The 13,677-nt window shown below is 66.0% G+C and carries 14 protein-coding genes; 1 reads left to right on the plus strand and 13 read right to left on the minus strand.

Going from position 1 to position 13,677, the window contains the following annotated elements; translation table 11 throughout:
• Positions 1 to 46: 46 nt before the first annotated feature.
• A complete protein-coding gene (locus LNV23_RS11740; RefSeq protein ID WP_263563152.1) occupies positions 47 to 496 on the minus strand; it encodes a hypothetical protein in 450 nt (149 codons plus the stop codon).
• A 290-nt stretch (positions 497 to 786) separates the two neighbouring features.
• Between LNV23_RS11740 and LNV23_RS11745 the strand changes: the two genes are divergently transcribed.
• Positions 787 to 1,866 carry an integron integrase gene (locus tag LNV23_RS11745; protein ID WP_263563153.1) on the plus strand — a complete coding sequence of 360 codons (1,080 nt, stop codon included), beginning with the start codon at positions 787 to 789 and terminating at the stop codon, positions 1,864 to 1,866.
• A gap of 95 nt (positions 1,867 to 1,961) precedes the next feature.
• Here the strand turns inward: LNV23_RS11745 and LNV23_RS11750 are convergent, their stop codons facing one another.
• The 12 genes from LNV23_RS11750 to LNV23_RS11805 all read right to left on the minus strand — a co-directional run bounded on the left by LNV23_RS11750 (position 1,962) and on the right by LNV23_RS11805 (position 13,672).
• Positions 1,962 to 3,155 (minus strand): acyl-CoA dehydrogenase, encoded by a 1,194-nt coding sequence (locus LNV23_RS11750; protein WP_171828253.1) that lies wholly within the window; start codon positions 3,153 to 3,155, stop codon positions 1,962 to 1,964.
• A 187-nt stretch (positions 3,156 to 3,342) separates the two neighbouring features.
• Positions 3,343 to 3,771 carry a RidA family protein gene (locus LNV23_RS11755; protein WP_263563154.1) on the minus strand — a complete coding sequence of 143 codons (429 nt, stop codon included), beginning with the start codon at positions 3,769 to 3,771 and terminating at the stop codon, positions 3,343 to 3,345.
• Between the two features lie 7 nt (positions 3,772 to 3,778).
• Positions 3,779 to 4,309, minus strand: coding sequence for an acyl-CoA thioesterase (locus LNV23_RS11760; RefSeq protein ID WP_263563155.1), 531 nt, complete (start codon positions 4,307 to 4,309; stop codon positions 3,779 to 3,781).
• A gap of 15 nt (positions 4,310 to 4,324) precedes the next feature.
• The gene (locus LNV23_RS11765) at positions 4,325 to 5,023 is read right to left on the minus strand and encodes an ABC transporter ATP-binding protein (protein WP_411910576.1); all 699 of its coding nucleotides are present in this window, start codon (positions 5,021 to 5,023) and stop codon (positions 4,325 to 4,327) included.
• Positions 5,024 to 5,064: 41 nt separating this feature from the next.
• Entirely contained in the window at positions 5,065 to 5,862 is a 798-nt protein-coding gene (locus LNV23_RS11770; RefSeq protein ID WP_263563156.1) for an ABC transporter ATP-binding protein, read from the minus strand.
• The gene (locus LNV23_RS11775; protein ID WP_263563157.1) at positions 5,859 to 6,848 is read right to left on the minus strand and encodes a branched-chain amino acid ABC transporter permease; all 990 of its coding nucleotides are present in this window, start codon (positions 6,846 to 6,848) and stop codon (positions 5,859 to 5,861) included. Before LNV23_RS11775 ends, LNV23_RS11770 begins: the two co-directional genes overlap by 4 nt.
• A 30-nt stretch (positions 6,849 to 6,878) precedes the next feature.
• Complete coding sequence (locus tag LNV23_RS11780) at positions 6,879 to 7,799, minus strand: branched-chain amino acid ABC transporter permease (RefSeq protein ID WP_263563158.1); 921 nt, start codon at positions 7,797 to 7,799, stop codon at positions 6,879 to 6,881.
• A gap of 14 nt (positions 7,800 to 7,813) precedes the next feature.
• A complete protein-coding gene (locus LNV23_RS11785; RefSeq protein WP_411910571.1) occupies positions 7,814 to 9,028 on the minus strand; it encodes an ABC transporter substrate-binding protein in 1,215 nt (404 codons plus the stop codon).
• Positions 9,029 to 9,235: 207 nt separating this feature from the next.
• On the minus strand, positions 9,236 to 10,891 hold the full coding sequence (locus LNV23_RS11790; protein WP_263563348.1) for an AMP-binding protein: 1,656 nt from the start codon (positions 10,889 to 10,891) through the stop codon (positions 9,236 to 9,238).
• 23 nt (positions 10,892 to 10,914) lie between these two features.
• Complete coding sequence (locus LNV23_RS11795; RefSeq protein WP_263563159.1) at positions 10,915 to 12,078, minus strand: acyl-CoA dehydrogenase family protein; 1,164 nt, start codon at positions 12,076 to 12,078, stop codon at positions 10,915 to 10,917.
• 170 nt (positions 12,079 to 12,248) lie between these two features.
• A complete protein-coding gene (locus LNV23_RS11800; protein WP_263563160.1) occupies positions 12,249 to 13,103 on the minus strand; it encodes an enoyl-CoA hydratase family protein in 855 nt (284 codons plus the stop codon).
• Positions 13,100 to 13,672 (minus strand): MarR family winged helix-turn-helix transcriptional regulator, encoded by a 573-nt coding sequence (locus tag LNV23_RS11805; protein WP_263563349.1) that lies wholly within the window; start codon positions 13,670 to 13,672, stop codon positions 13,100 to 13,102. Before LNV23_RS11805 ends, LNV23_RS11800 begins: the two co-directional genes overlap by 4 nt.
• Positions 13,673 to 13,677: the final 5 nt, after the last annotated feature.

Raw genomic sequence — 13,677 nt, forward strand, 5'->3', positions numbered from 1 at the left:
GTCTTGCTATTGGAGCTTGAAACGGTGGGAAGTCCTTGTAGACCGGTTAGACCGCACGCTGAATGGCCTCAGCTTGCACCTTCTTCCGACGCCACTGCAGCAGCAGTACCACCACCATAGCAAATCCGAATGCGGAGGCGCATCCGGCGGCGGCGCGCCCCGCGGGATTCTCAGCCGTGGTGAACGAGATTAGAAACATGATTCCGATGAAAGCAGCTTGCCAAATACCGGCAATGGATCGGCCAACCAACGGTAATACGACCTCGCCATTCGCGTGGTTCTTCCATCCGGCGAGTGTTTGCCAATTTCCCACGTTCCCAAGGACTGCAGTAATGGTGTCTCCTGCCTCAATGCGGGGCCATCCAGGAACCTGAACTGCGTAGCACTTCTTCCCTCCGGATTCGAACGAAAAATCCGTGTGCTGAGGTGCGTAGCGCGTGGCGGCTCTGCGCTGAACATCGAACACGCGGTCGAACGTGATTCTCTCGATGTGCATTTGCGGTCTAACGTGTTGTATATCGATGGCAAACGCCGCTTATCACGGCTGACGTCGCAATAACCGGCTCCACGCGAGTCCAGGCAAGTGCCTGTCGGCTTTGACTTTTTTCCCTGATTGACTGTTGTTTCATACAGTATTAAATTTCTGGTCAAAAGCCGCGCCTGTTACAAACACTCTGACGGGTTCGCGCGGCACCCTCAGGCGGGAAGGCGGAGCGTATGTTGCCATCAAATCGTGGCGTTATTTCAGCTCGCGAAAAACCCGGGTTGCCAGTTTCTGGCGATGCGATGGGCTCGCTGTCTGCATCGCAGCAACAGCAACAGCATTCACCCCCATCACCGCTGCGCCCGGTGAAGCTGCTGGATCAGCTGCGCGAGCGAATTCGATTGCTGCACTACAGCCGCAGCACCGAGCAGGCTTATGTCCATTGGTGCCGGGCTTTCATCCGTTTCCATGGCCTGCGCCACCCGCGCGACATGGGCGGCGCTGAGGTGGAGGCTTACCTGACTCACCTGGCGGCGGATCGTGGCTTGGCGCCGTCCAGCCATAGGCAGGCGCTGTCTGCCCTGCTCTTTCTGTATGGGCAAGTTTTGGGCTTGCAACTGCCCTGGATGAAGGACATTGGGCGGCCGATCCCCAAGCGGCGATTGCCGGTCGTGCTGAGCCCGGACGAGGTGTCGACAGTGCTGCAAAGAATGGAGGGCGAGCATCAGCTCTTGGCCCAGCTTTTGTACGGCACCGGCATGCGCATTTCCGAAGCCCTCGGGCTGCGGGTCAAAGATCTTGATTTTTCCCAGGGCGCGATCTACGTGCGGCAAGGAAAAGGAAGCAAGGACCGGGTCGTCATGTTGCCCAACTCATTGGGCGCCGCGCTGCAAGACCAACTGCGCCGAGTGCGCGCCATGTGGTGGGCCGATGTGGAAGCAGGCCAGGCCGGGGTGGAGTTGCCCTACGCGCTGGAGCGCAAATACCCACGCGCGGGCAGCAGCTGGGCCTGGTTCTGGCTGTTTCCGCAAGACCGGCTGTCCACCGATCCACGCAGCGGCGTCATCCGCCGACACCACCTCTACGCCGAGACCTTCCAGCGGGCGTTCAAGCGGGCGCTGGCGGCCGCACGCATCAGCAAGCCTGCCACGCCGCACACCTTGCGCCACTGCTTCGCCACCCACTTGCTGCAAACAGGCTACGACATCCGCACGGTGCAGGAGTTGCTGGGCCACTCGGATGTGGCCACCACCATGATCTACACCCATGTGCTCAAGCTGGGGGGTGGCGCGGTGCGCAGCCCGGTCGACAGCTTGCCTCGGCAACTGAGGGAACCGCAGCCGCTCTACCGGCTGCAAGCTCCCGCCGCCCTGCTGCACTGACACCCAGAGGAAGAATGGTAGACAGGGGAGAACGGAAGTAAGAGACAACCATGCGATCCCACCTCGATGGATCGCATGTCATGTCTGGTCTCGCTTCAGAACGCCGCAATCCCCGTCTGCGCCCGGCCCAGGATCAGGGCGTGGATGTCGTGGGTGCCTTCATAGGTGTTGACCACCTCGAGGTTCACCAGATGGCGGGCGATGCCGAATTCATCGCTGATGCCGTTGCCGCCCAGCATGTCGCGGGCCATGCGGGCGATGTCCAGGCTCTTGCCGCAGCTGTTGCGCTTCATGATGGAGGTGATCTCCACCGCGGCCGTGCCTTCGTCCTTCATGCGGCCCAGGCGCAGGCAGCCTTGCAGGCCCAGGGTGATCTCGGTCTGCATATCGGCCAGCTTCTTCTGGATCAGTTGGTTGGCGGCCAGGGGCTTGCCGAACTGCTGACGGTCCAGCACGTACTGGCGGGCGGTGTGCCAGCAGTCTTCGGCCGCGCCCAGCGCGCCCCAGGCAATGCCGTAGCGGGCGCTGTTCAGGCAGGTAAACGGGCCCTTCAGGCCACGCACCTCGGGGAAGGCGTTTTCTTCCGGGCAGAACACACCGTCCATGACGATTTCGCCCGTGATGGAGGCACGCAGGCCCACCTTGCCGTGGATGGCCGGGGCGCTCAGACCCTTCCAGCCCTTCTCGAGCACAAAGCCGCGGATGGCGCCTTCGTCGTCCTTGGCCCAGACCACGAAGACATCGGCCACGGGGCTGTTGGTGATCCACATCTTGGAGCCGGTGAGGCTGTAGCCGCCGTCCACCTTCTTGGCGCGGGTGACCATGGAGCCGGGGTCCGAGCCGTGGTTGGGTTCGGTCAGGCCGAAGCAGCCGATCCATTCGCCGGTGGCCAGCTTGGGCAGGTATTTCTGCTTGGTGGCTTCGTTGCCGAAGTCGTTGATCGGCACCATGACCAGCGAGCTCTGCACGCTCATCATCGAGCGGTAGCCCGAATCCACGCGCTCCACCTCGCGGGCGATCAGGCCGTAGGCCACGTAGTTGAGGCCCGGGCCGCCGTACTCAGGCGCGATGGTGGGGCCGAGCAGGCCGATCTCGCCCATCTCGCGGAAAATGGCCAGGTCGGTGCGCTCGTTGCGGAAAGCTTCCAACACGCGCGGCGCCAGCCGCTCCTGGCAGTAGGCCGCCGCGGCGTCGCGCACCATGCGCTCGTCGTCGCTGAGCTGCTCGTTCAGCAGCAGGGGGTCGTCCCAGTGGAATGAAGGAGAAGGTGCCTTGTTGCTCTTGCTCATGGTGTGTCTCTCGATCTGTTTTCTTCGTTCGTGGTCTCTGAAAGTGCGGCCGGTTGGCACCGGCCGCGCCTGTGGATCTCATCGCGGCCTGTGGTCCAGGCCCTCGGACCAAGCGCCACTGCGTAACGCCACTGTAACCAGCCGGAACCTCAGCCCGGCTGAGGCAGCGCAAAGTCCGGGTTGGCGTTCAAGGTATGACGGCGGTGACCTCGATCTCGACCTTGGCCCGGTCTTCCATCAGGCCCGCCACCTGCACCGCCGACATGGCGATCTGGTACTCATGCCCCAGCACCTCGCGGTAGGCCTGGCCCACCTCTCGGCCACGGGCCAGGTACTCGCGCTTGTCCAGCAGGTACCAGGTCATGCGGGTGATGTGGGCGGGCGTGGCGCCGGCTTCCGCCAGCACAGCCTTGATATTGAGCAGCGTCTGGCGCACCTGGGCGATGAAGTCATCGCTCTCGAACTGGCACTGCGCGTTCCAGCCGATCTGGCCGGCCACAAAGACCTGGCGGCCCGTGGCCGCCACGCCATTGGCATAGCCGCGTGGCGCGGCCCAGCCGGCCGGTTGCAGGATTTGTTTGTCGAGCGAAGTCGGGTTCTGATCGGTACTGCTCATGGTGAATTCACTCCTTGGGCCCGTCATGCGGGCCTGGCGCGCGCAACGTCGAGGCCAGAGTCAAGGCTGCGCGCAAATCATCGGGAAAGGCTTGGGGGCGGTGGGTGTCCAGCGAGGTGCAGACCAGCACCTGTTGAAACACCACGCGAGGGCCGGGACGGAGCACGCTCGACTCAGGCGCCCTGCCTTCATCATCGCCCTCCCCCTCAAAATGCACCGTCAGCCCCAGCGAGCTGCGGCCCAGCCGGGTGATGGCGATGCGCTGGATCAGAGTGTCGCCCATGCGGCTGATGCGCCGGAAATCGGTCTCCAGGTGCACGGTCGGCAGGCCGACACGGCGCGGGCCCAGCAGCTGCGAAAAATCCACGCCCAGTCCCTCGCTGACCCAGTCTTCGATCAAGGCATTGAGCATCTCGAAATAGCGCGGGTAGAAGACGATGCCGGCCGGGTCGCAATGGCCGAAACGCACCCGCTCGAGGCGCTCGAATACCCAGCGGGGGGCGGGCTCGCTGAGCTTCGTTTCCGTGTTCGTGTTCATATGCGTGCTCACCATTCACACCCCCAGATAGCGCTGCCAGAGCTCGGGCTGCGCGGCCAGCGCGGCCGAGTCGCCCGACCAGACCATGCGGCCGCGCTCCAGGACGTGGTGCCGGTCGGCCAGGCGGATCAGGCGCCGCACGTATTTGTCCACCACCAGAATCGTTTGCCCCGCTGCGCGCAGGTGATCGAGGCAACGCCAGATCTCCTCGCGCACCAGGGGCGCCAAGCCCTCGCTGGCCTCGTCCAGCACCAAGAGGCGCGGGTTGCCCATCAGGGCGCGGGCAATCGCCAGCATCTGCTGCTCGCCGCCCGAGAGCTGGTTGCCCATATTGGCGGCGCGCTCCTGCAGGCGTGGGAACAGGTGGAACACCCGCTCCTCGGTCCAGGGCTCGCGCGCAGCGCAGCGGTTGGCGGCAAAAGCCGTGAGGTTCTCGCGCACGCTGAGGTTGGGGAAGATCTGACGCCCTTCCGGCACCAGGCCCAGACCCAGGCGCGCGATGCGGTCGGCCGACCAGCCGGTCACATCCTCACCGCAGAAGCGAATGCGCCCGGCCGTGGGCGCCATCCAGCCGCACAGGCAGCGCAGCGTCGTGCTCTTGCCCATGCCATTGCGGCCCAGCAGGGTCAGCACCTCGCCGGCCTGCAAACGCAAATCGAGCCCGAACAGCACCTGGCTGCTGCCGTAAGCGGCCTGCAGGCCGCTCACTTCCAAGAGCGCTTCGCCGCCCGAGCTTTGGACGCCAGTTCCTGTGCTCACAGCGCGGCCTCCATTTCGTCACTGGCCTCGTCGCCCAGATAGGCGCGGCGCACCTCGGGGTGCTCGCGAATCTCCTGCGGCGTGCCGCTGGCGATGATGCGGCCGAACACCAGGGTGGAGATGCGGTCGGCCAGGCGGAACACCGCGTCCATGTCATGCTCCACCAGCAGCAGGGTCAGGCCTTGCTCGGCACGCAGGCGCTGCAGCAGCACCACCATGCGCTCGGATTCATCAGGGCCCATGCCGGCCATGGGCTCGTCCAGCAGCAGCAGGCGCGGCTGCGCCGCCAGGGCCAGGCCCACCTCCAGCTGCCGTTGCTCGCCATGGGCCAGGCTGCCCGCCAGCTCGTCGGCCCGCGCCGCCAGGCCGCACAGCTCCAGCAAGGCGGCCGCCTGCTCCTGCAAGGCCCGCTCGGCCGAAGCGCGGCGCCAGAGATTGGGCAAGCCGGGCCGGCGCGCCTGCAAGCCCAGGGCGATGTTGTCGCGCACGCTCAGGCGTTTGAAGATGCTGGTGATCTGGAAGGAGCGCACCAGGCCGGCGGCGACGCGGCCGGCCATGCCCAGGGGGGTCAGGTCTTGCCCGTCGAGCAGCACCCGGCCGCTGTCCGGCCGCAGCGCGCCCGAGAGCTGGTGGATCAGCGTGGTCTTGCCGGCGCCATTGGGGCCGATCAAGGCATGGATCTCGCCGCGGTGCAGGGCGAAGCTGGCTTCATCCGTCGCAGCCAGGGCGCCGAAGCGCTTGCACAGGCGCTCAACCTGCAGCATCGGCCCGGTGTTCTGCAGTGCCGCGCTCATGCCCGTGCCCTCCAGCGTGCGGCCAGGCCGGCCAGGCCTTGCGGCGCCAGCATCACCACGGCCAGCAGCAGCAGGCCCAGTGCCATCTGCCAATGCAAGGTGTAGCCGCTGAGCAGTTCCTCCAGCAGCAAGAGCACCACAGCACCCAGGGCCCCGCCCCAGAGCGAGCCGGCGCCGCCGATGATGACCATGATCATCAGCTGGCCCGACTGCGACCAGTGCAAGGTGTGCGGCGTGACCAGGCCGCTCAGGTTCGCCAGCAGCGCACCAGCCAGGCCGGCGATCGCCCCCGCCAGCACAAAGGCCTGCCACTGCAGGGCGAACACCCGCGCGCCCAGGGCATGCATGCGCGCCTCGTTCTCCTTGATGCCCTGCAGCAGGTGGCCAAAGGGCGAGTTGATCAGGCGCTGCAAGCCCCACATCACCGCCGCCGCCAAGGCCAGCAGCAGCCAGTACATCTGCGCATCGTTCTGCAAATTAACCAGGCCGCTGAGCTGCGAGCGCTGGACCAGTGGCAAGCCGTCCTCGCCGCCGTAGGCCTTGAGCGACACGGCCAGGTAATAGAACATCTGCGCGAAGGCCAGCGTGATCATGATGAAGTAAACCCCGCGTGTGCGCAGGCTGATGGCGCCGATCAAACCCGCCGCCAGGCCGCTGACCAACATGGCCACCGGCCAGGCGATCCAGGCCGAGCTGATGCCCGCGTCCATCAAGATGCCCACGGTGTACGCACCAAGGCCCACAAAGGCCGCGTGGCCAAAGCTGACCATGCCGCCGAAACCGAGGATCAGGTTCAGGCTGGACGCTGCGATCACAAAGATCAGCACGCGGCTGGCCACGCCGGTGTAGAACTCCAGGCCCAGGGCTGTGAGCAGGGGCGGCAAGGCGGCCAGGGCCGCCAGCAGCGGCCAGGCCCAGAGCCCGAGGCCACGATGGTCAAGCCGGCTGAGCGCGGGCGCTGCGGTGTCGGTGCTGTTGTGCTTCATGGGTGTGTGTTCGTGGGTCCGCATCGCATCTCAACCGCGCGCCGGGAACAGGCCCTGAGGTTTCCAGAACAGCACGGCCGCCATCAAGACGTAAATCAGGATGGAGGCCAGCGCCGGGCCCAAATTGGCGGCCAGTTCGGGCGAGGCCAGCTGGCGCAAAGCGGCGGGCAGCAGGCTGCGGCTGCAGGTGTCCACCACGCCCACCAGGAGCGCGCCGACCAGGGCGCCGCGGATGGAGCCGATGCCGCCGATCACCACCACCACAAAGGCCAGGATCAGGATGCTCTCGCCCATGCCCACCTGCACCGCCAGCAGCGGCCCCAGCAGCGAACCGGCCAGCGCGCACAGCGCCGCGCCGAAGCCGAACACCGCCGTGAACAGCCAGCGGATGTTCACGCCCAAGGCCGTGGCCATGGGCCGGTTCGAGGCGCCGGCCCGCACCCACATGCCGATGCGGCTGCGCGTCACCAGCACATACAGCAAAAGCGCGACCGCCAAGCCGACACCGATGATGAGCAGGCGATAAGCCGGGTAGTAGAGCCCCGGCAGCAGCTCCACCGGCCCGGACAGCGCCGCCGGCGTGTTCAGCATCACCGGCTGTTCGCCCCAGATCATGCGCACGCCTTCGTTGCAGATCAGGATCAGGGCAAAGGTCGCCAGCACCTGGGACAGGTGGTCACGGGCATAGAGCCGGCGCAGCACGCTCATCTCCAGCAGCATGCCGAACACCGCCGTGCCCAAGAGCGAAGCCAGCACCGCCAGGCCGAAGGAACCCGTGGCCTGCGCCACGGCGGCCGCCAGGTAGGCGCCCACCATGTACAGCGAGCCATGGGCCAGATTGATCATGTCCATGATGCCGAACACCAGGGTCAGCCCCGCAGCCAGCAAAAACAGCATGAGTCCGAACTGCAGGCCGTTCAATGCCTGCTCGGCGACGAGCACCCAATCCATCGCTGCGCCTCAGCTCACTTGGCAGCCATCTTGCAGGACGCCGCGTAGGCATCTGCATGGTTGCTGAAGATCTTGCCCAGGGTCTTGTTGGTGACGCGGCCCTGGGCGTCCTTGCCGATCACGCGCAGGTAGTAGTCCTGGATCGGGTACTGGTTGTTGTTGAACTTGAAGGCACCACGCACGGACTCGAACTTGGCGGCCTTGATGGCCTTGAGCAGCGCGTCCTTGTCCTCGATCTTGCCCTTCACATCGCGTACCGCGGCATTCATCAGCAAGGCCGCGTCATAGCCCTGGCTGGCGTAAAGCGAAGGCAGGCGGCCATAGTCTTTCTGGAAGTCGGCCACGAACTTCTTGTTGGCGGCGTTGTCCATGTCGTGCGCCCAGTGCGAGCTGTTGAACATGCCCAGCATGGGCTCACCCACGGCCTTGATCACATCCTCGTCGGCCGAGAAGCCGGGGCCGAACAGCGTCACGTCCTTGGACAGGCCGGCGCCGACAAACTGCTTGATGAAATTGATGCCCATGCCGCCGGGCAGGAAGATGTACATGGCATCGGGCTTGGCGGCGCGCGCCTGCGCCAGCTCGGCGGCGTAGTCCAGCTGGCCAAGCTTGGTGTAGATCTCCTCGACCACCGCGCCCTTGTAGAAGCGCTTGAAGCCGGTCAGCGCATCCTTGCCGGCCGGGTAGTTGGGCGCCAGCAGCACCAGCTTCTTGAAGCCCTTGTCCATCACCGTCTTGCCCACGGCCTCGTGCAGGTTGTCGTTCTGCCAGGCCACGTTGAAGAAATAGGGGTTGCACTGCTCACCGGCGTATTGCGAGGGGCCGGCATTGGCGCTGATGTAGGGCGTCTTGCTCTCGAACACGCTGGGGCCCACGGCCAGCATCAGGTTGGAAAACACGATGCCGGTCATGAAGTCGACCTTGTCGCGCTTGATCAGGCGGTCCGAGGTCTGCTTGGCGACCTCGGGGTTCTGCTGGTCGTCCGCGGTGATCAGCTCGACCGGCAGGCCGCCGAACTTGCCCCCCGCATGCTTGAGCCCCAGCTGAAAGCCATCGCGGATGTCCACGCCCAGGCCGGCGCCAGGGCCGGACAAGGTGCTGAGCAGGCCGACCTTGACCTTGTCGGCCGCCAAAGCGGAGCCGCTGGCGCCGAGCAACACGCAAGCCATCGCAGCTGAGTTCAAGGCGGCGGGCACGAGCTTCATCATCATTGAGCGCTTGGTCTTCATGGCAAGGGTCTCCAGGGCGGGGGTGAATGGGGCAATCAGCAAATCACAACACGAGGAATGGAACTGTTAGCTTGGGAATTTTCGTAGCGAGCGGCTGTCAGGCTAGGCGGACGGAGCGCAGGAACCGGAACGTACTTCCTGTACGTGAGGATTCCGAGCACCGGACCAACGACGCATGGCAGTCGCGCAGTAGAAAATTCACAAGCTCTAGGCGGGTTGACGCAGGCGGAAGCGTTGCAGCTTGCCGGTCTCGGTGCGCGGCAGGCGATCGCGGAACTCGATGGCGCGCGGGTATTTGTACGGAGCGATGGTGGCCTTGACGAAATCCTGCAAGGTCTTGCTCAGCTCGGGCCCGGCCTCGAAGCCGGGCCGCAGCACCACCACGGCCTTGACGATCTGGCCACGTTCTTCATCGGCCTGCCCGACCACTCCGCACTCGGCCACGGCCGGATGCAGCAGCAGAGCCGCTTCCACCTCGGGGCCGGCGATGTTGTAGCCGCCGGAGATGATCATGTCGTCGGTGCGCGCCTGGTAGACGAAGAAACCCTGCTCGTCGACGAGGTAGGCATCGCCGGTCAGGTTCCAGCCGTTCAGCACATAGTTCTTCTGGCGCTCGTCGGCCAGGTAGCGGCAGCCGGTCGGGCCCTTGACGGCCAGTCGACCCACCTGACCGGGAGGCAAGATCTGACCCTCCTCGCCCAGCACGCAGGCGCGGTAGCCCGGCACCGGCCGACCGGTGGCACCGGGCCGGGCCGTGGCCTCGTCGTGCGAGATAAAAATATGCAGCAGCTCGGTGGCGCCGATGCCGTCGATCAGCTCGATGCCGCCCTCGCCCGCCGCCGTGCGGCCGCGGGTCGCTTCTTTCCAGAGCTGGCGCGTGGCGGCGGGCAAGGCCTCGCCGGCGCTGACGCATTTGCGCAGGCTGCTCAGATCATGCTGATCAAGCAGCGGGGCCATCACCCGGTAAGACGTGGGCGCCGTGAACAGGACGGTGGCGCCGTAGCGGGCCACCGCCGGCAGCAAGGCCTCGGGCGAGGCCTTCTCCAACAGCACGGTCGAGGCGCCCACCGTCATCGGGAACAGCAGCAGGCCGCCCAGGCCAAAGGTGAAGGCCAGCGGCGGGCTGCCGATGAAGACATCGTCGGCCTGCGGGCGCAGCAGATGCGGCGGCCAGCAGCGACAGATGGCCATCACATCGCGGTGGAAATGCATGGTGCCTTTGGGCTGGCCCGTGGTGCCCGAGGTGAAGGCGATGATGCAGCAGTCCTCGGCGGCAGTGTCCACGGTGGCGAACTGCGCCGGCTTGGCCGCGGCGCGCGCCTCCAGGCCATCAGGCGCGGCGCTGTGGAACAGCAGGGCCTGTGTCAGACCCGGGCAGCGTTCGCGCGCCAGGTGCAGCTCCTCGGCCAGGCGCTCGTCGCACAGGGCGTGACGGATCTCGGCTTTCTGGATGATCTGTTCCAGCTCCACCGCGCGCAGCAGCGGCATGGTCGCCACGGCGATGGCGCCCACCTTCATCACCGCGAACCAGCAGGCCGCCATGGCTGGCGTGTTGGCACCACGCAGCAGCACCCGGTTGCCCGGCACCACACCCAGCTCATCGACCAGCACATGGGCGATGCGGTTGGCCTCGGCCTGCAGCTGGGCATAGCTCCAGCGCAGCGGCTGGCCGTCAACGCCAAAGCCTTGCACACAGAGGCGCTCGCCCTGGCCGCGCTCGACCCAGGCGTCCAGCAGCTCATGCGCGCAGTTCAGGCGTTCTGGGAACTGCAGCTCGGGCAGCTCGAAGATCAGCTCGGGCCACTGCTCGCGCGGCGGCAGGTGCTCAAACGCGAAGCAATCCTGGTGCGATGTGTAGGCCATGGCAGTGTTGGAGGCAGAGTTGCTCATTTCAACAAGTCCCGTCCGATGATCAGCTGCTGCACCTCGCTCGCGCCCTCGTAAATGCGCAGGGCACGGATTTCCCGGTACAGCGATTCCACGATTTCGCCGCTGCGCACGCCGCGGCCGCCATGCAGTTGCAGCGCGGCGTCAATCACCTGCTGCGCGCCCTCGGTGGCCATGAGCTTGGCCATGGCGGCCTCGCGCGTGACCGTCTGGCCCTGGTCGCGCTGCCAGGCGGCGCGGTAGACCAGCAGGGCCGAGCTGTCCACCGTGCAGGCCATGTCGGCCAGCTTGGCCTGGGCCAGGGGCAGATCGGCCAGATGGGCGCCGAACATGGCCCGGCTCTTGGCCTGGGCCAGGCCCTCTTGCAGGCCGCGCCGCGCAAAGCCCAGGGCGGCGGCGGCCACCGAGGTGCGGAAGACGTCGAGGGTGCGCATGGCGATCTTGAAGCCTTCAGCCGGCGCGCCGATGCGCTGGCTGGCCGGGATGCGGCAGTCGCTGAACTTCAGTCGCGCCAGCGGGTGCGGCGCAATCACCTCGATGCGCTCGGCAATCTCGAAGCCCGGCGTGCCGGCATCGACGATGAAGGCGCTGATGCCGCGCGAACCGGCCGCTTCGCCGGTGCGAGCAAACACCACATAGAAGTCGGCGATGCCCCCGTTGGAAATCCAGGTCTTTTCGCCGTTCAAGACATAGCTGTCACCCTCCAGCCGCGCACTGCACTGCAGGGCCGCCACATCGGAGCCGGCCTGCGGCTCGGACAGGGCAAAAGCCGCCAGTTTCTCGCCGCGCGCCACGGCCGGCAGATAACGCGCGCGTTGCTCGGGCGTGCCCGCCAGCGAGATCGCACCCGAGCCCAGGCCCTGCATGGCGAAGGCAAAGTCAGCCAGGCCGTTGTAGCGAGCCAGGGTTTCGCGCAGCAGGCAGATGGCGCGGGTGTCGATCACCTCGGCCGCGCCACCAAGCGCCGTGCCAGCCACCGCATGGCGCAGCCAGCCGCCCTGCCCCAAGGCTCGCACCAGGCTGATGCACTCGGCATCCACATCGGCACCATGGCCGCTGTGCAAGAACTCAGCGCACCAGGCGTCCAGCTGTGCCGCCAGCTCGCGGTGGCGCGGATCGAAAAACGGCCACTCCAGGTGTTTCAAAGCAGGATTGTTGAGCATCAATATCTCCTGGCCTGGGAAGGCAAGCACGACGAAGCACCGATGCAAATGCAACCACAGAGGCACAGAGGCACAGAGAGATGCGCAGCAAGAAACACCGAGTTTTCTTCCTCTGTGTCTCTGTGTCTCTGTGGTCTATCCCCTGCATTCATCTCGAAAGCAGCCATCGCTCAGTCTCCCTGAAACTCGGGCCGCTGCTTGGCCACGAAGGCGTGATACGCGCGGTGGAAATCCTGCGTCATCATGCAAATGGCCTGGGCCTGGGTTTCGGACTCGATGGCCTCGTCCACGCCCATGGCCCATTCCTGGTGCAGCATCTTCTTGGTCATGGCGTGGGCAAAGGCCGGGCCACCAGCGATCTGCTGCGCCCATTCCAGGGCCTCGGGCAGCAGACGCTCGGGCTCAACCAGGCGGTTCATGAAGCCCCAGCTCAAGCCCTCCTCGCCGCCCAGGCTGCGGCCGCTGTAGAGCAGGTCAGACGCGCGGCCCTGGCCGACGATGCGCGGCAGGATGGAGCAGGCGCCCATATCGCAGCCGGCCAGGCCGACGCGGGTGAACAGGAACGCGGTCTTGCTGCGCGCCGTGCCGACGCGCAGGTCCGAGGCCATGGCCATGATGGCGCCGGCACCGGCACAGACGCCGTCAATGGCGGCGATCACCGGCTGCGGGCAGGCGCGCATGGCCTTGACCAGATCGCCCGTCATGCGGGTGAAGGCCAGCAGGTCGGGCATGCTCATGGTGGTCAGCGGGCCGATGATCTCGTGCACATCGCCGCCGCTGCAGAAGTTGCCGCCCGCGCCCTGCACCACGATGGCGCGCACCTCATCGACATAGCTCAGGCGGCGGAACAGATCGCGCAGCTCGGCATAGCTCTCGAAGGTCAGCGGGTTCTTGCGCTCGGGCCGGTTCAGGGTGATCAGACCCACATCGCCGTGCTGGGCCCAGCCAAAGTGCTGGGGCGTGTAACCCTGCAGGCTCTGGCGATTGCCGTCGCGCAGGTGTTCGCTCATGGCGCGTTCCGTCATTTCTTTTTCTCCTTGCTCACGGGGCTGGTGGTCGCGGTGGTCGCCGCTGAGGCAGCATCCAGCGCACCCAGATGATTTTTCAAGACGGCCATCAGGCCGTAGAGCTCTGTCTTCTGCTCGGCCGACCAGCCGCCCAGCAGCTCCACCACCCATTGCTCATGCGTGGCCGCCATGCGCTTGAACTGGCGCCGGCCTTGCGGCGTGAGCTTGACGGTGAAGGAGCGACGGTCGCTGGGATGGGCCTCGCGCACGACCAGGCCTTCGGATTCGAGTTGGTCGGTGATGCCGGTGATGTTGCCGCCGGTCACCATCAGGCGCTGCGAGAGCTCGCGCATGGCCAGGCCCTCGGGGTGGCGCTCCAGCTGGGCCAGCAGGTCGAAGCGCGGCAAGGTGGTGGCGAAGTCCTGGCTCAGGCGCTTGCGGATCACGCCCTCCACCCGGTTGGTGCAGGCCAGCAGGCGCAGCCAGAGCTTGAGCGCCTGGTGGTGGTCGTCGATCACCCGCGATTCCAGGTCCGGCCCCAGGTCCAGGCCCGGGTCCAGCTCGGCGGAACCGAGGGCGCTTGTCATGCTTG

Origin of the sequence: Kinneretia sp. DJ1R-11 (genome assembly GCF_025717595.1) — a bacterium.
Classification (GTDB): domain Bacteria; phylum Pseudomonadota; class Gammaproteobacteria; order Burkholderiales; family Burkholderiaceae_C; genus Paucibacter_A.